General features: G+C 55.9%; 17 protein-coding genes, 2 pseudogenes and 1 riboswitch. All 19 genes and pseudogenes read left to right on the top strand.

What is annotated here, in order from left to right; all coding sequences use genetic code 11:
* Positions 1-151 precede the first annotated feature (151 nt).
* Positions 152-326: riboswitch (cobalamin riboswitch) on the top strand.
* 97 nt (positions 327-423) lie between these two features.
* The 19 genes and pseudogenes from ACQ29O_RS08335 (at position 424) to cobS (ending at position 15,818) form a co-directional block, all read left to right on the top strand.
* Complete coding sequence (locus tag ACQ29O_RS08335; RefSeq protein WP_000741251.1) at positions 424-1,803, top strand: cobyrinate a,c-diamide synthase; 1,380 nt, start codon at positions 424-426, stop codon at positions 1,801-1,803.
* Entirely contained in the window at positions 1,800-2,759 is a 960-nt protein-coding gene (cbiB, locus tag ACQ29O_RS08340) for an adenosylcobinamide-phosphate synthase CbiB (protein WP_020936924.1), read from the top strand. The genes ACQ29O_RS08335 and cbiB overlap by 4 nt, the downstream gene beginning before the upstream one ends.
* A gap of 10 nt (positions 2,760-2,769) precedes the next feature.
* Positions 2,770-3,402 carry a cobalt-precorrin-8 methylmutase gene (locus tag ACQ29O_RS08345; protein WP_020936925.1) on the top strand — a complete coding sequence of 211 codons (633 nt, stop codon included), beginning with the start codon at positions 2,770-2,772 and terminating at the stop codon, positions 3,400-3,402.
* Positions 3,402-4,541 carry a cobalt-precorrin-5B (C(1))-methyltransferase CbiD gene (cbiD, locus tag ACQ29O_RS08350; RefSeq protein WP_001292910.1) on the top strand — a complete coding sequence of 380 codons (1,140 nt, stop codon included), beginning with the start codon at positions 3,402-3,404 and terminating at the stop codon, positions 4,539-4,541. The genes ACQ29O_RS08345 and cbiD overlap by 1 nt, the downstream gene beginning before the upstream one ends.
* A complete protein-coding gene (locus ACQ29O_RS08355) occupies positions 4,535-5,140 on the top strand; it encodes a cobalt-precorrin-7 (C(5))-methyltransferase (RefSeq protein ID WP_000958836.1) in 606 nt (201 codons plus the stop codon). Before cbiD ends, ACQ29O_RS08355 begins: the two co-directional genes overlap by 7 nt.
* Entirely contained in the window at positions 5,130-5,708 is a 579-nt protein-coding gene (locus ACQ29O_RS08360; protein WP_000650983.1) for a decarboxylating cobalt-precorrin-6B (C(15))-methyltransferase, read from the top strand. Before ACQ29O_RS08355 ends, ACQ29O_RS08360 begins: the two co-directional genes overlap by 11 nt.
* Complete coding sequence (locus tag ACQ29O_RS08365; protein ID WP_000004867.1) at positions 5,692-6,465, top strand: cobalt-precorrin-4 methyltransferase; 774 nt, start codon at positions 5,692-5,694, stop codon at positions 6,463-6,465. Before ACQ29O_RS08360 ends, ACQ29O_RS08365 begins: the two co-directional genes overlap by 17 nt.
* Complete coding sequence (cbiG, locus tag ACQ29O_RS08370) at positions 6,446-7,501, top strand: cobalt-precorrin 5A hydrolase (protein ID WP_001098928.1); 1,056 nt, start codon at positions 6,446-6,448, stop codon at positions 7,499-7,501. The genes ACQ29O_RS08365 and cbiG overlap by 20 nt, the downstream gene beginning before the upstream one ends.
* Complete coding sequence (locus tag ACQ29O_RS08375) at positions 7,501-8,226, top strand: precorrin-3B C(17)-methyltransferase (RefSeq protein ID WP_000953647.1); 726 nt, start codon at positions 7,501-7,503, stop codon at positions 8,224-8,226. Before cbiG ends, ACQ29O_RS08375 begins: the two co-directional genes overlap by 1 nt.
* Positions 8,223-9,014 carry a cobalt-precorrin-6A reductase gene (locus ACQ29O_RS08380; RefSeq protein ID WP_001001983.1) on the top strand — a complete coding sequence of 264 codons (792 nt, stop codon included), beginning with the start codon at positions 8,223-8,225 and terminating at the stop codon, positions 9,012-9,014. Before ACQ29O_RS08375 ends, ACQ29O_RS08380 begins: the two co-directional genes overlap by 4 nt.
* Before the next feature lie 2 nt (positions 9,015-9,016).
* Positions 9,017-9,811: a sirohydrochlorin cobaltochelatase gene (cbiK, locus tag ACQ29O_RS08385; protein ID WP_001746863.1), complete on the top strand. Its 795-nt coding sequence runs from the start codon at positions 9,017-9,019 to the stop codon at positions 9,809-9,811.
* Positions 9,808-10,521 (top strand): annotated as a pseudogene (locus ACQ29O_RS08390) (cobalt-factor II C(20)-methyltransferase). Before cbiK ends, ACQ29O_RS08390 begins: the two are co-directional and overlap by 4 nt.
* Positions 10,518-11,255 carry a cobalt ECF transporter S component CbiM gene (cbiM, locus tag ACQ29O_RS08395; protein ID WP_000764336.1) on the top strand — a complete coding sequence of 246 codons (738 nt, stop codon included), beginning with the start codon at positions 10,518-10,520 and terminating at the stop codon, positions 11,253-11,255. Before ACQ29O_RS08390 ends, cbiM begins: the two are co-directional and overlap by 4 nt.
* A 1-nt stretch (position 11,256) precedes the next feature.
* On the top strand, positions 11,257-11,538 hold the full coding sequence (locus tag ACQ29O_RS08400) for an energy-coupling factor ABC transporter substrate-binding protein (RefSeq protein ID WP_000753215.1): 282 nt from the start codon (positions 11,257-11,259) through the stop codon (positions 11,536-11,538).
* Entirely contained in the window at positions 11,525-12,202 is a 678-nt protein-coding gene (locus ACQ29O_RS08405; protein WP_000147122.1) for an energy-coupling factor ABC transporter transmembrane protein, read from the top strand. Before ACQ29O_RS08400 ends, ACQ29O_RS08405 begins: the two co-directional genes overlap by 14 nt.
* 8 nt (positions 12,203-12,210) lie before the next feature.
* Positions 12,211-13,025: pseudogene (locus ACQ29O_RS08410) on the top strand (energy-coupling factor ABC transporter ATP-binding protein).
* Entirely contained in the window at positions 13,022-14,536 is a 1,515-nt protein-coding gene (locus ACQ29O_RS08415; protein ID WP_020936926.1) for a cobyric acid synthase, read from the top strand. Before ACQ29O_RS08410 ends, ACQ29O_RS08415 begins: the two are co-directional and overlap by 4 nt.
* Positions 14,533-15,078 carry a bifunctional adenosylcobinamide kinase/adenosylcobinamide-phosphate guanylyltransferase gene (cobU, locus tag ACQ29O_RS08420; RefSeq protein WP_000973146.1) on the top strand — a complete coding sequence of 182 codons (546 nt, stop codon included), beginning with the start codon at positions 14,533-14,535 and terminating at the stop codon, positions 15,076-15,078. The genes ACQ29O_RS08415 and cobU overlap by 4 nt, the downstream gene beginning before the upstream one ends.
* Positions 15,075-15,818, top strand: a complete 744-nt coding sequence (gene cobS / locus ACQ29O_RS08425) for an adenosylcobinamide-GDP ribazoletransferase (RefSeq protein WP_000039992.1) — start codon at positions 15,075-15,077, stop codon at positions 15,816-15,818. Before cobU ends, cobS begins: the two co-directional genes overlap by 4 nt.
* Positions 15,819-15,824 lie beyond the last annotated feature (6 nt).

Genomic DNA, 15,824 nt, shown 5'->3' on the forward strand with positions numbered 1-15,824 from the left:
AAGTTTTATTACGCTTTGTCGATACGTTTTATCGTCAATATACCGGTAAGGATGAGTAGATTAACGTCAGATGAGCAACCGCTCAGGCTATTGCTCACAGAAATGTAAAACGTAGCACATTATTAATTGCCGTTATGGGTGTGCCGTACAGCCATAACGTAAACCAACAGGTTTGCCACATTTGTGGTAGGGAAGGGGGTGAAAATCCCCCGCAGCCCCCGCTGCTGTGATGCTGACGACCCCGTAAAGACCACTGATCGCAAGATTGGGAAGGACGGGCGAGGAGGACGCTAAGCCAGAAGACCTGCCTGTCGGTGATAACCAACAACTTCGGTGGGAAGTGGGTTGCGAAGACGCGTACAGTCGAAAGACTGAACATGCGCGTACCTGTATACCCCTACCACCCTGAACAGGATCAGGGTAATGGCGGCAAGGCATCACGCATTTATTCTTGCAGGCACAGGAAGCGGTTGCGGCAAAACCACGGTGACGCTTGGTTTGTTGAGGCTGCTGCAAAAACGCGCGCTGCGCGTACAGCCGTTTAAAGTTGGGCCAGATTACCTTGATACCGGCTGGCATACCGCTATCTGTGGCGTGGCGTCCCGTAATCTTGACAGTTTCATGCTTCCTCCTCCTGTTCTCAACGCCTTATTTTGCGAACAAATGCGGCAGGCGGATATCGCTGTCATTGAAGGCGTCATGGGGCTGTATGACGGCTATGGCGTCGACCCCAATTACTGCAGCACAGCCGCGATGGCCAAACAGCTTGGTTGCCCGGTCATCCTACTGGTGGACGGCAAGGCTGTTTCAACGTCGCTTGCGGCTACCGTTATGGGATTTCAGCACTTCGACCCGACCCTCAACCTCGCGGGCGTGATTGTGAATCGCGTCACTAGCGACGCCCACTATCAGCTCCTCAAAAATGCCATTGAACATTATTGCTCACTGCCGGTACTGGGGTATGTTCCTCCTTGCGACGGCGTCGCATTACCTGAGCGCCACCTGGGGTTGATTACCGCCAGAGAATCCCTCGTCAATCAGCAATCATGGCATGATTTTGCCGCCTCGCTGGAACAAACAGTGGATGTGGATGCGCTACTCTCGCTGAGCGTGTTATCAGCGCTTCCGACGGGAATGTGGCCTGAGCGCCCCGATAACACAGCGGGGGCAGGGCTGACGCTTGCTCTGGCGGATGATGAGGCCTTTAACTTTTATTATCCCGATAACATCGATTTTCTGGAGCGTGCCGGCGTTAACATTGTGCGTTTTAGCCCACTGCATGACCGCGCATTGCCTGATTGTCAGATGATCTGGCTGGGCGGTGGATATCCTGAATTATACGCCGCGGATCTGGCGGCAAATACGGCGATGTTAAAACATTTGCGGGCGGCGCATCAGCGCGGCGTGGCGATTTACGCGGAGTGTGGCGGTCTGATGTATCTGGGGAGCACTCTGGAGGATAGCGGTGGGGAAATTCATCAGATGGCGAATATTATCCCCGGTCACAGCAAAATGGGTAAGCGACTTACCCGCTTTGGCTACTGTGAGGCGCAGGCTATGCAGCCAACGCTATTGGCGGCGCCTGGCGAGATAGTGCGCGGCCATGAATTTCACTACTCAGATTTTATCCCCGAAACACCCGCCGTTATGGCCTGTCGTAAGGTTCGCGATGGCCGCGTGTTACAGGAATGGACTGGCGGCTGGCAGGCAGGCAACACGTTTGCCAGCTATCTGCACGTCCATTTCGCCCAGCGTCCGGAAATGTTGCAGCACTGGCTGGCGGCGGCGAGGCGCGTATTATGACGATCCTTGCCTGGTGTATCGCCTGGGTGCTGGATTTTATCATCGGCGACCCTCAACACTGGCCCCATCCGGTACGCTGGATAGGCCGATTAATTACGTTTGTGCAGCGTATTGTGCGTCGCTATTGTCCCGGCGATAAAGCGATGCGGATTGGCGGCGGCGTAATGTGGGTTGTGGTTGTCGGGGCGACCTGGGGCGTGGAATGGGGCGTACTGGCGCTGGCGCAGCGGATTCACCCTTGGTTTGGCTGGAGCGTCGAAGTCTGGATGATCTTTACCACGCTGGCCGGACGCTCTCTGGCCCGCGCCGCGCAGGAGGTTGAACGACCGTTGCGGGAGAACGACCTTGCGGAAAGCCGAATAAAACTCTCCTGGATCGTCGGGCGCGATACGTCGCAACTTCAGCCAGCGCAGATCAATCGCGGCGTGGTGGAAACGGTTGCAGAAAACACCGTTGACGGCATTATCGCGCCGCTCTTTTTCCTCTTTCTCGGCGGCGCGCCGCTGGCGATGGCCTACAAAGCCGTCAATACCCTGGATTCAATGGTGGGCTACAAACATGAAAAATACCGGGCGATTGGTATGGTCAGCGCCCGTATGGACGACGTAGCGAACTATCTTCCTGCCCGACTGAGCTGGCTGTTGCTGGGCATTGCTGCAGGACTGTGTCGCCTGAGTGGTTGGCGTGCGCTGCGTATTGGCTGGCGTGACCGTTATAACCACAGTAGCCCAAATTGCGCCTGGTCGGAAGCGTGTGTGGCCGGCGCCTTAGGTATCCAGCTCGGCGGCCCAAATAACTACTTTGGCGAGCGTGTGGACAAGCCCTGGATAGGCGACGCGCAGCGCGATATTTCCGTGGACGATATTTCCCGAACGATTCGATTGATGTGGGTCGCTTCAACCCTGGCGCTGGCGCTGTTTATTGCGGCGCGGTGCGGGTTATCTGGCGTGGCCTGAGGACGACAGTATGCATTATATCCAGCAGCCCCAAACCATTGAGGCCAACAGTTTCACCATTATTAGCGACATTATTCGCGAAACGCGTCCTGATTACCGTTTCGCCAGTCCGCTCCATGAGGTCATTATCAAGCGGGTTATTCATACCACCGCCGATTTCGACTGGCTGGACATTTTGTGGTTCTCTGCCGATGCGCTGGAGCAGCTTTGTGATGCGTTACGCCATCCGTGCATTATTTATACCGATACCACGATGGCGCTGTCCGGCATTAATAAAAGATTACTGGCGACGTTTGGCGGCGAGTGTCGCTGTTATATCAGCGATCCGCGCGTGGTGCGCGCCGCACAAACGCAGGGGATTACCCGTTCAATGGCCGCCGTCGATATCGCTATCGCCGAGGAGGAGAAAAACAAGCTCTTTGTTTTCGGTAATGCGCCGACGGCCCTGTTCCGTTTGCTTGAACATAACGTGACGGTGAGCGGCGTGGTGGGCGTACCGGTAGGCTTTGTCGGCGCGGCGGAGTCCAAAGAGGCACTCACCCATAGCCATTTCCCCGCGGTTGCCGCGTTAGGGCGTAAAGGCGGCAGTAACGTGGCTGCCGCTATCGTCAATGCGCTGCTCTATCATCTCCGGGAGGCCTGATGAGCGAGCTTTCTTTTGACGCGCCGGTCTGGCACCACGGTAAAGCGTTACGTAAAGGATATACCACCGGTTCCTGCGCGACGGCGGCGGCAAAAGTCGCCGCGCTGATGGTATTACGTCAACATCTGATTCATCAGGTCTCCATCGTCACGCCGTCGGGCGTCACGCTATGCCTGAACGTGGAGTCGCCGCACATTGAAGGCCAGCAGGCGATAGCCGCAATTCGTAAAGATGGCGGCGATGACGTGGATGCCACGCACGGAATGCTGATTTTTGCCCGCGTTACGCTCAACGACAGCGGTGAGATTACGCTCACTGGCGGCGAAGGTATTGGTACGGTAACGCGTAAAGGGATTGGACTGCCGCTCGGGAGCGCCGCCATCAATCGTACGCCGCGCCATACCATTGAGTCAGCGGTGCGCGAAGCGATAGGCCCGGCGCGTGGGGCCGATGTGGAGATTTTTGCCCCGGAAGGCGAAGTGCGGGCGCAAAAAACGTATAACTCGCGGCTTGGCATCCTTGGCGGCATTTCCATTATTGGCACTACCGGCATTGTGACGCCGATGTCGGAAGAAAGCTGGAAACGCTCACTATCGCTGGAACTGGAGATCAAACGGGCGTCAGGATTAACGCGGGTGATACTCGTGCCGGGCAACCACGGCGAACGGTTTGTTCGCGAACAAATGGGCGTCGACACACAGGCAGTCGTCACCATGAGCAATTTTGTCGGCTACATGATTGAAGAGGCGGTACGGCTGGGATTTTGCCAGATAGTGCTGGTGGGGCATCCTGGAAAACTGATCAAAATCGCCGCCGGGATCTTTCATACCCATAGCCATATTGCCGATGCGCGCATGGAAACGCTGGTCGCGCATTTAGCTTTACTGGGCGCGCCGCTGGAGTTACTCACCTTGGTCGGCGATTGCGATACCACTGAAGCGGCAATGGAGCACATTGAAGCATATGGCTTCGGGCATATCTATAACCATCTTGCCAGGCGTATTTGTTTGCGAGTCATGCAGATGCTGCGTTTTACCAAAACGCCGCCTGTCTGCGACGCCATCCTGTTTTCTTTTGATAACCATATTCTCGGCAGTAATCGTCCCGTCGACGAGATTGCTAAGGAGCTGCAATGCTAACGGTCGTGGGAATGGGGCCCGCCGGACGGCATTTGATGACCCCTGCGGCGCTGGAAGCGATAGACCACGCCGATGCGCTGGCAGGCGGTAAACGGCATTTGGCGCAGTTTCCGGCGTTTGGCGGCGAACGATTTACGCTGGGCGCGGATATTGGCGCGTTGTTGTCCTGGATTGCCGCCCGCTGGGATAAAGGGATCGTGGTGCTGGCCCCCGGCGATCCGCTGTTTTATGGCATCGGTACACGCCTGGTGGCGCATTTTGGTATCGAACAGGTTCGCATTATCCCTGGCATCAGCGCCGTACAGTATCTGTGCGCGCAGGCTGGAATTGATATGAATGACATGTGGTTGACCAGTAGCCACGGTCGTTGCGTCAGCTTCGATCAGTTGGCGAGCCATCGCAAAGTGGCGATGGTCACGGATGCCCGCTGCGGGCCGCGAGAAATCGCGCGGGAACTGGTCGCGCGGGGCAAAGGGCATCGCTTAATGGTGATTGGTGAAAATCTGGCGATGGAAAATGAGCGGATCCACTGGCTACCCGTCAGTGCGGTCAACGCCGACTATGAAATGAATACAGTGGTGATCCTGGATGAAAGATGAGCTTTTTCTGCGCGGCGAGAACGTGCCAATGACCAAAGAGGCGGTACGGGCGCTGGCGCTGTCGAAACTTGAGCTCCACCGCGCCAGTCACCTGATTGACGTCGGGGCGGGAACGGGAAGCGTCTCAATTGAAGCGGCGCTGCAATTTCCTTCGTTGCAGGTGACGGCTATCGAGCGTAATCCTGCCGCGCTACGGCTGCTTGATGAGAATCGTAAGCGCTTTGCCTGCGGCAATATCGATATTCTCCCCGGCGAAGCGCCAATGACCATAACCGGGAAAGCCGATGCGGTGTTTATGGGCGGCAGCGGCGGACATCTGACGGCGCTGATTGACTGGGCGATGGGCCATCTGCATCCCGGTGGCCGTCTGGTGATGACCTTTATCTTGCAGGAAAACCTTCATAGCGCGCTGGCGCATCTTGCGCACATCGGCGCATGTCGAATGGACTGTGTACAGCTTCAGCTTTCATCGTTAACGCCGCTGGGGGCGGGGCACTATTTCAAACCGAACAATCCTGTTTTTGTTATCGCCTGTCAGAAGGAAGAAAACCATGTCAGAGACATTTGATCCACGCTGTGTATGGTTCGTCGGCGCCGGGCCGGGCGATCGCGAGCTAATCACGCTTAAAGGCTACCGCCTGCTGCAACAGGCGCAGGTAGTTATCTATGCCGGTTCGCTGATCAATACCGAACTGCTGGATTACTGCCCCGCTCAGGCAGAACGCTACGACAGCGCCGAACTGCATCTTGAGCAGATTATCGAGCTGATGGCGGCGGGCGTGAAAGCGGGAAAAACGGTGGTGCGTTTGCAAACGGGCGATGTCTCGCTGTACGGCTCCGTACGTGAGCAAGGCGAAGAGTTAACCCGCCGTGGTATCGACTGGCAGGTAGTGCCTGGCGTCAGCGCGTTTCTCGGCGCTGCGGCGGAGCTGGGTGTGGAATATACCGTACCGGAGGTATCGCAGAGTCTCATTATTACCCGTCTGGAAGGGCGTACGCCAGTACCGGCGCGCGAGCAACTGGAGGCGTTCGCCAGTCACCAGACGTCGATGGCGATTTATCTCTCCGTTCAGCGTATTCACCGAGTGGCGGAACGTCTCATTGCCGGCGGTTATCCGGCAGCTACGCCTGTCGCGGTCATCTATAAGGCTACCTGGCCGGAAAGCCAGACCGTTCGCGGCACGTTAGCGGATATTAGCGACAAAGTACGTGATGCTGGCATCCGTAAGACGGCGCTGATTCTGGTCGGGAATTTTCTGGGTAAGGAGTATCACTACTCAAGACTTTATGCAGCGGACTTTAGCCATGAATACCGTAAAGCCTGAATCCATTGCGTTGTTTTGCCTGACGCCCGGCGGCGTGGCGCTGGCAAAGAGACTCTCCGCGATGCTGCCGTTAACCTGCTTTACCAGTGAAAAACTGCGGGAAGAGGGATTTATTCCCTTCGATGGCGGATTCGCTAATACCGCCCGGCAGGCTTTTACCACTTATACCGCGCTTATTTTTATCGGCGCGACCGGCATTGCCGTTCGTGTCCTGGCGCCGTTAGTGAACGACAAGTTCAGCGATCCGGCGGTGGTCGTCATTGATGAACGAGGTCAGCATGTCATTAGCCTGCTTTCCGGTCATGCGGGCGGGGCCAATGCCTTGACGCGCTACCTGGCAGGAATGTTAGGCGCCGATCCGGTGATTACCACGGCAACGGATGTCAATGAGATGTCCGCGTTGGACACCTTAGCTTTCCAGCTTAACGCCCGCATGTCCGATCTTCGCACGGCGGTAAAAACCGTTAACCAGATGTTGGTCAGTCATCAACGTGTGGGGTTATGGTGGGATGCCGAACTAACGGAAGAGATCGGCCAGTGCGATATTCGCGGTTTTATCCCTGTTGATGATTTGCAGCGGTTGCCTGAGCTGGATGCGCTTATCTGCGTCTCTTTGCGTAATGACCTCCCTGAGCTTCCCGTACTGCACTGGAAACTGGTGCCCCAGCGTGTGGTGGCGGGAATTGGCTGTCGCCGCGATACGCCATTTCCCCTGTTAGCGACATTACTGGCGCGTCAGCTTGAAGCGCAGAAACTCGATCCGCTGGCGTTAAAAGCGATTGGCAGCGTCACGCTCAAAAAAGGGGAGCCGGGGCTTATTCAGCTCGCCTCCTGCTGCCGCGTGCCTTTTAAAACCTTTACCGCCGAAGCGTTGCGTGAATTCGAACACCATTTTCCCGGTTCTGGCTTCGTCAGAAAAACGGTGGGCGTTGGCAGCGTATCCGGCCCGGCAGCGTGGTTATTAAGCCAGGGACAATTGTTAGGCGAGACCCTGCGAGAACAGGGCGTCACTATTACTTTGGGAGTTTCACACTGATGTTAAGCGTAATCGGAATTGGCCCTGGCTCACAGTCAATGATGACCATGGAAGCGATTGAGGCGTTACAGGCGGCGGAAATCGTCGTGGGCTACAAAACCTATACCCATCTGGTTAAAGCATTCACCGGCGATAAGCAGGTGATCAAGACCGGCATGTGTAAGGAAATTGAACGCTGCCAGGCGGCTATTGAACTGGCGCAGGCTGGGCATAACGTAGCGCTCATCAGCAGCGGGGATGCGGGAATTTACGGCATGGCGGGTCTGGTGCTGGAACTGGTCGGCAAGCAAAAACTGGACGTCGAGGTGCGGCTCATTCCTGGCATGACCGCCAGCATCGCCGCCGCCTCTTTACTGGGCGCGCCGTTGATGCATGACTTCTGTCATATCAGCCTCAGCGACCTGCTGACCCCGTGGCCGGTTATTGAAAAACGTATTGTTGCCGCCGGAGAGGCAGACTTTGTTATCTGTTTTTACAACCCGCGCAGCCGCGGGCGCGAAGGGCATCTGGCGCGCGCGTTTGACCTGCTTGCCGCCAGTAAAAGCGCGCAAACGCCGGTTGGCGTGGTGAAATCCGCCGGACGTAAGAAAGAGGAAAAATGGCTGACTACGCTCGGCGATATGGATTTTGAACCGGTAGATATGACCAGTCTGGTCATCGTTGGTAATAAAACGACCTATGTTCAGGATGGGCTGATGATAACGCCGCGAGGTTACACGTTGTGAATGAGGGGGAGGTGCTGGTGGTGGGCGGCACCAGCGATGCGCGCGCGTTATGCCGACAACTGGATGCGGCGAACGTCGCGTACACCTTATCCGTGGCGACGCCAGCCGGAAAAGCGCTGGCTGGCGACATTAAAGGACAGGTGCGCTGTGGTCGTCTGGAGTACGGGCAGATGGTCGCCTGGCTAAAAGAAAACCGTACTCGCTGGGTAATAGATGCATCGCATCCTTATGCAGAAATGGTCAGCCATAACCTCCTTCGCGCCTGTGAAACGGCGGGCGTGTTGTTAAGTCGTTATCAGCGTCCGGAGCAGCTTAGCAATCTGACGCATCCGCTTCTCTATACGGCGCGCAGTATTGCCGATGCCTGCGAGATAGCGAGGCGTTTTGGTCCGCGCGTGTTACTGACGACCGGCAGTAAAGATCTGGCCGTCTGGCGTGCCGGGCTGGCGGAAAAAACGTTGCTGGCGCGCGTACTGCCCGTGGCGGAGGTGATTCAACGCTGCAGCGAACTGGGGTTCGGCGTTGGAGAAATTTTCGCACTGTGTGGGCCGTTCAGCGCTGATTTTAACGCCGCGTTTTACCACCAGTGCCGGGCCGACGTAGTCATTACCAAAGCATCCGGCGCGGAGGGGGGATATCAGGAAAAAGTTCAGCCCTGTCTGGATGCGGGCATTCCCTGCATCGTTATTGCGCGCCCGACGCCGCTTGTGACGGGTGATGAGTTACTGGAAAGCCAGGCCGCCTTTGCGCAGCGTTTATCGCGCTGGCTGGCCGCAGCTAAGGAGTAAAAATGAAAAAAGCGCTTCTGGTGGTCAGTTTTGGCACCAGCTATCACGACACCTGTGAAAAAAACATTGTGGCGTGCGAACGTGATCTGGCGGCGTCCTGTCCCGATCGCGACCTGTTTCGCGCCTTCACTTCCGGAATGATCATTCGCAAGCTTCGCCAGCGTGACGGTATCGACATCGATACGCCATTACAGGCTTTGCAAAAGCTTGCCGCACAGGGATATCAGGACGTGGCGATTCAGTCGTTGCACATTATTAACGGCGACGAATATGAAAAAATTGTCCGTGAAGTACAACTCTTGCGTCCGTTATTCACTCGCCTGACGCTGGGCGTGCCGTTGCTGAGCAGCCATAACGATTATGTGCAGCTAATGCAGGCGTTGCGACAACAGATGCCATCGCTCAGACAAACGGAGAAAGTCGTTTTTATGGGCCACGGCGCCAGCCATCACGCATTCGCAGCTTATGCCTGTCTCGATCATATGATGACCGCGCAGCGCTTTCCGGCGCGCGTCGGCGCCGTAGAAAGCTACCCGGAGGTCGACATCCTGATCGACAGCCTGCGTGACGAAGGCGTCACCGGCGTACATTTGATGCCATTAATGCTGGTGGCGGGCGATCACGCCATTAATGATATGGCTTCAGACGACGGCGACTCATGGAAAATGTGCTTTAACGCGGCGGGCATTCCGGCGACGCCGTGGCTGAGCGGGCTGGGAGAAAACCCGGCTATCCGGGCGATGTTTGTCGCGCATTTGCGCCAGGCGCTGAACATGACGGTAGAGGAGGCGGCATGAACGGTAAATTATACGCATTAAGTACCGGGCCAGGCGCGCCCGACCTGATAACCGTCCGCGCAGCGCGGATTCTTGGCTCGCTGGACATTCTGTATGCGCCCGCCGGTCGTAAGGGGGGCGATAGCCTGGCGCTGTCGATTGTGCGCGACTATCTCGGCGAGCAGACGGAAGTACGTTGTTGCCATTTCCCTATGAGCGCTGACGGCGCCGAGAAAGAAGCGGTCTGGAACGAGGTTGCCGCCGCGCTTACCACAGAGGTGGAAGCGGGTAAACAGGTCGGTTTTATTACCCTGGGCGATGCGATGCTATTCAGTACCTAGATTTTTTTACTCCAGAGAATCGGCTGCCCGGAGTGGCTGGAGATTGTCCCCGGCGTCACGTCCTTCGCCGCGATAGCCGCCCGCGCGAAAATGCCGCTCGCCATAGAACGGCAATCGCTGGCGGTTATTTCTTGTACCGCGCCGGAGGCGGAAATAGCCCAGGCGCTACAACAGCATGATAGCCTGGTGTTGATGAAAGTGTATGGCCGATTCGCCCGTATTAAAGCGTTGCTGGCGCAGGCTGGCCTGCTGGAATGCGCCTTAATGATGTCCGAGGCCACGCTGCTCGGCGAGCAGTGCTGGCGCCATCTCCACGAGGTCAACGATGATCGAGCGTTGCCCTATTTTTCGACCATTCTGGTCAATAAACAGTGGGAGTATGCAGAATGAAACTTGAACAGCAGCTTAGACAGTTGTCTTTCAGTGGACTGGCTGCAGCGCTATTGCTGATGGTTGTCCCGCAACAGGCGTTTGCGATGCATATCATGGAGGGCTTTTTACCGCCAGTGTGGGCGCTGGCCTGGTGGTTACTGTTTTTACCCTGCTTGTGGTATGGGCTGGTACGCTTACGGCGTATTGTGCAGGAGGATAATCATCAGAAGGTACTGCTGGCGCTGTGCGGCGCGTTTATTTTTGTCCTGTCCGCGCTCAAAATTCCGTCGGTAACGGGGAGTTGTTCACATCCGACCGGCGTTGGTCTGGCGGTTATCTTGTTCGGGCCTGGGGTGGTGGCGATTCTCGGCGCGGTTGTGCTGTTGTTTCAGGCGCTATTGCTGGCGCATGGCGGCCTGACGACGCTTGGCGCAAATGGAATGTCGATGGCGGTGATTGGCCCGGTTGTCGGTTATCTGGTGTGGAAAATGGCCTGCCGTGCCGGACTGCGCCGCGATGTCGCCGTTTTTCTGTGCGCGATGCTGGCGGATTTGGCGACCTATTTTGTGACTTCAGTCCAGCTTGGCGTTGCGTTTCCAGATCCCCATGCCGGAGCGACAGGGTCTGTTGTGAAGTTTATGGGGATTTTCTGCCTCACACAGATTCCTGTCGCTATTGCTGAAGGTTTATTAACCGTCATGATTTATGACCAGTTAACCAAACGGCAAGTGATTACCGTACAAGGACATTAAAATGAAAAAAACGTTGATGTTGTTAGCGATGGTGGTGGCGTTGGTGATTCTGCCGTTTTTTATTAACCATGGCGGTGAATATGGCGGTTCAGACGGCGAAGCGGAAAGCCAGATTCAGGCTATTGAGCCGCAGTATAAACCCTGGTTTCAGCCGTTATATGAACCTGCCAGCGGTGAAATTGAAAGCCTGCTGTTTACCCTTCAGGGCTCTCTTGGCGCGGCGGTGATTTTTTATATCCTGGGGTATTGCAAAGGTAAACAACGCCGTGATGACCGGGCTTGATCGACTCAGCTATCAAAGCCGCTGGGCACACGTTGCGCCGCAGCGCAAGTTTTTGCTGTGGCTGGCGATGATAATACTGGCGTTTGTTCTGCCGCCTGTAGGGCAGGGCATTGAGCTGCTGATCATTGCCGGATTGAGCTGTTGGCTATTGCGCATATCCCTCTGGCGCTGGTGTCGATGGATGGCGATACCTTTTGGATTTTTGTTGGTCGGCGTGATAACGATTATCTTCAGCATCAGCCGCGAGCCGCAAATGCTGCTGGCTGGCATATCTGTTGGGCCGTACTGGATCGGGATTACCCGTGCGGGCGTGGTTACGGCGAATGAAACGTTCTGGCGTAGCCTGACGGCGCTGTCCGCGACGTTGTGGCTGGTGATGAACCTACCGTTTCCGCAGTTAATTAGCTTGCTTAAGCGCGCGCATATTCCACGCCTGCTTACCGAGCAAATCCTGTTAACGTGGCGCTTTCTCTTTATTCTTCTGGATGAGGCGGCGGCAATTCGTCGCTCGCAAACGCTGCGTTTTGGTTATTGCAGCCTGCCGAACGGCTATCGATCTCTGGCAATGCTGACTGGACTCCTGTTTACGCGGGTGTTAATGCGTTATCAGCAAATGACTACCACGCTGGATATCAAACTGTATCAGGGTGATTTTCACCTGTAAGGACTATTATGCTTGCCACTTCAGACCTGTGGTTCCGATATCAGGATGAGCCGGTACTTAAAGGGTTAAATCTGGATTTTTCGCTCTCGCCTGTTACCGGTTTGGTGGGCGCGAACGGCTGTGGGAAGTCTACGCTTTTTATGAACCTGAGCGGCCTGTTGCGTCCGCAAAAAGGGGCCGTGTTGTGGCAGGGAAAACCGCTGGATTACAGCAAGCGCGGACTACTGGCGCTGCGCCAGCAAGTTGCGACGGTTTTTCAGGACCCTGAACAGCAGATTTTTTATACTGATATCGATAGCGACATTGCGTTTAGTTTACGTAATTTGGGGGTGCCGGAGGCGGAAATCACGCGCCGCGTCGACGAGGCGCTAACGCTGGTTGACGCCCAACATTTTCGCCATCAGCCCATTCAGTGTTTGAGTCATGGGCAAAAAAACGTGTGGCTATCGCCGGAGCGCTGGTGCTACAGGCGCGCTATCTATTGCTGGATGAACCCACTGCTGGTCTCGATCCCGCAGGGCGCACTCAGATGCTTGCTATCATCAGGCGGATTGTGGCGCAGGGCAATCATGTCATTATCTCCAGCCATGATATCGATCTTATTTATGAAATTAGCGATGCCGTATACGTGTTACGCCAGGGCCAGATTCTGACGCATGGCGCGCCTGGCGAGGTTTTCGCGTGTACGGAAGCGATGGAACAAGCGGGGCTAACCCAGCCCTGGCTGGTCAAACTTCATACTCAACTGGGACTGCCGCTGTGTAAAACAGAAACGGAGTTTTTTCATCGAATGCAAAAGTGCGCATTCAGGGAGGCGTCATGACGCAGGCAGTTATGTTGCAGGGGACGGCATCCGACGTCGGCAAAAGTGTGCTGGCGGCGGGTTTATGCCGCATTTTTTATCAGGATGGTCTGCGTACCGCGCCGTTTAAATCGCAAAATATGGCGCTTAATTCTGGTATTACGTCGGATGGTAAAGAGATGGGGCGGGCGCAGATTTTTCAGGCGGAAGCCGCGGGGATCACGCCAGATGTGCGTATGAACCCGGTGCTGCTCAAACCGACCAGCGATCGCCAGGCGCAGGTCGTGCTGATGGGGAAAGTGGCGACCAATATGGATGCGGTGAGTTACCATGACTATAAACCGCGTTTGCGTGAGCAAATCCTTGCGGTTTATAACAGCCTGGCGCAGGAATATGACGTTATTGTGCTGGAAGGCGCCGGAAGCCCGGCGGAAATCAATCTGCGCGATCGCGATATCGTCAATATGGGAATGGCGGAAATGGCCCAGTGTCCGGTTATTCTGGTGGCGGATATCGACCGAGGCGGCGTATTCGCCGCTATTTATGGCACGCTGGCGCTGCTGCATAAACAGGAGCGTGACAGAGTAAAGGGCGTCATTATCAACAAATTCCGCGGCGACGTGGCGCTACTCTATTCCGGTATCGAACAAATCGAATCGCTTACCGGCGTCCCGGTCATGGGAGTGATGCCGTGGCTGGATGTGGATCTGGAAGATGAAGATGGCGTCGCGCTGCAAAACGATAAATATCGCGGTAACGCCCCCCGTGATATCACTATTGCCATTGTGCAACTGCCACATATTTCTAACTTTACGGATTTTAACGCTCTGGCGGCGCAGCCGGATGTGCGCATACGCTATATTCGCCGCCCGGAAGCGTTGACTGACGCTGATCTGGTGATCCTGCCGGGCAGTAAGAATACGCTGAGCGACCTCGCCTGGCTGCGCGAAAGCGGGATGGCGGATGCGCTATTGCAGACACATCGGCAGGGCGTGCCGGTGATGGGAATTTGCGGTGGCTACCAGATGCTGGGCGACACTATTGTGGATGAGGTGGAGTCGGGGCTGGGTACGCAGCCGGGCCTGGGGCTGCTTAATACGATCACTCGCTTTGCACAGGATAAAATCACGACGCAGGTTAACGCGACAATGTCAGGCGAGCTGCCCAGCTGGCTGGCTGCCGCGGCGGGGCTACCGGTACGCGGTTATGAAATCCACATGGGGGAAACGGTGCTGCAGGAAGGATGCTGTACGGCCATGACGTTACAGAAAAATGGATGCTCTGTGGCGGATGGCGCGGTCACCGCCGACGGACTGGCGTTTGGCACTTACCTTCACGGCCTGTTTGACAGCGATGCGTTTACCCGTGCGGTGGTCAATGGGTTACGGGCACGAAAAGGGCTTGCGCCGTGGGAAACGACTTTTTGTTATGCGGAGCATAAAGCGCGGCAATTTGATCTGCTGGCGGAAGCGATGCGGCAACATATTGATAAAATTTATACCATCATGCAACAGCATCAGGAGCCGGTATGATGATTCTGGTGACGGGCGGGGCGCGTAGTGGTAAAAGCCGTCATGCTGAAGCCTTAATTGGCGATGCGCCGCAGGTACTGTATATCGCCACCTCGCAGATTCTTGATGACGAGATGGCGGCGAGAATTCAGCATCATAAAGATGGCAGGCCGGCACACTGGCGGACCGCAGAATGCTGGCGGCATCTTGATACGTTGATTACCGCGGATCTTGCCCCTGACGACGCGATTTTGCTGGAATGTATTACCACCATGGTGACGAATCTGCTGTTTGCGCTGGGAGGCGAAAACGATCCCGAACAGTGGGATTACGCGGCGATGGAGCGCGCCATTGACGATGAAATTCAGATTTTAATTGCAGCCTGCCAGCGCTGCCCGGCGAAAGTGGTACTGGTGACAAATGAGGTGGGAATGGGGATCGTCCCGGAAAACCGTCTGGCGCGCCATTTTCGTGATATTGCCGGTCGGGTCAACCAACGACTGTCGGCAGCGGCGGATGAGGTCTGGCTGGTGGTCTCAGGTATTGGAGTCAAAATTAAATGAGTAAGCTGTTTTGGGCCATGCTCGCTTTTATTAGCCGCTTGCCCGTGCCGTCACGCTGGTCGCAGGGACTGGATTTCGAGCAGTATTCGCGTGGGATCGTGATGTTTCCCTTTATCGGGTTGATTCTGGGAGGGGTAAGCGGCCTGATTTTCATCCTCCTGCAACCCTGGTGCGGTATTCCGCTAGCGGCGTTGTTCTGTATTCTGGCGCTGGCGTTGCTGACCGGTGGTTTTCACCTGGATGGGTTGGCCGATACCTGCGATGGTATTTTTTCCGCGCGCCGCCGTGAGCGAATGCTGGAGATTATGCGTGATAGTCGTCTGGGAACCCATGGCGGGCTGGCGCTTATTTTTGTGCTACTGGCAAAAATTCTGGTGGTCAGCGAACTGGCGTTACGTGGAACGCCAATGTTGGCGGCGTTGGCGGCGGCCTGTGCGGCCGGATGCGGCAGCGCCGTTTTATTGATGTACCGTCATCGCTACGCCCGTGAAGAGGGGCTTGGCAATGTATTTATCGGTAAAGTCAGCGGACGGCAAACCTGCATTACTCTGGGATTGGCGGTAATCGTCGCCACGGTATTACTGCCTGGTATGCAAGGGTTGGCCGCAATGGTGGTCACATGCGCGGCGATTTTCATCCTTGGCCAGTTGCTTAAACGTACGCTTGGCGGTCAAACCGGCGATACGCTGGGCGCGGCGATCGAACTTGGTGAATTGATCTTTCTGCTGGCTCTGTTATGAGCCGAT

This window comes from Salmonella sp. GDC200615 (assembly GCF_050574145.1).
GTDB classification, from domain to species: domain Bacteria; phylum Pseudomonadota; class Gammaproteobacteria; order Enterobacterales; family Enterobacteriaceae; genus Salmonella; species Salmonella enterica.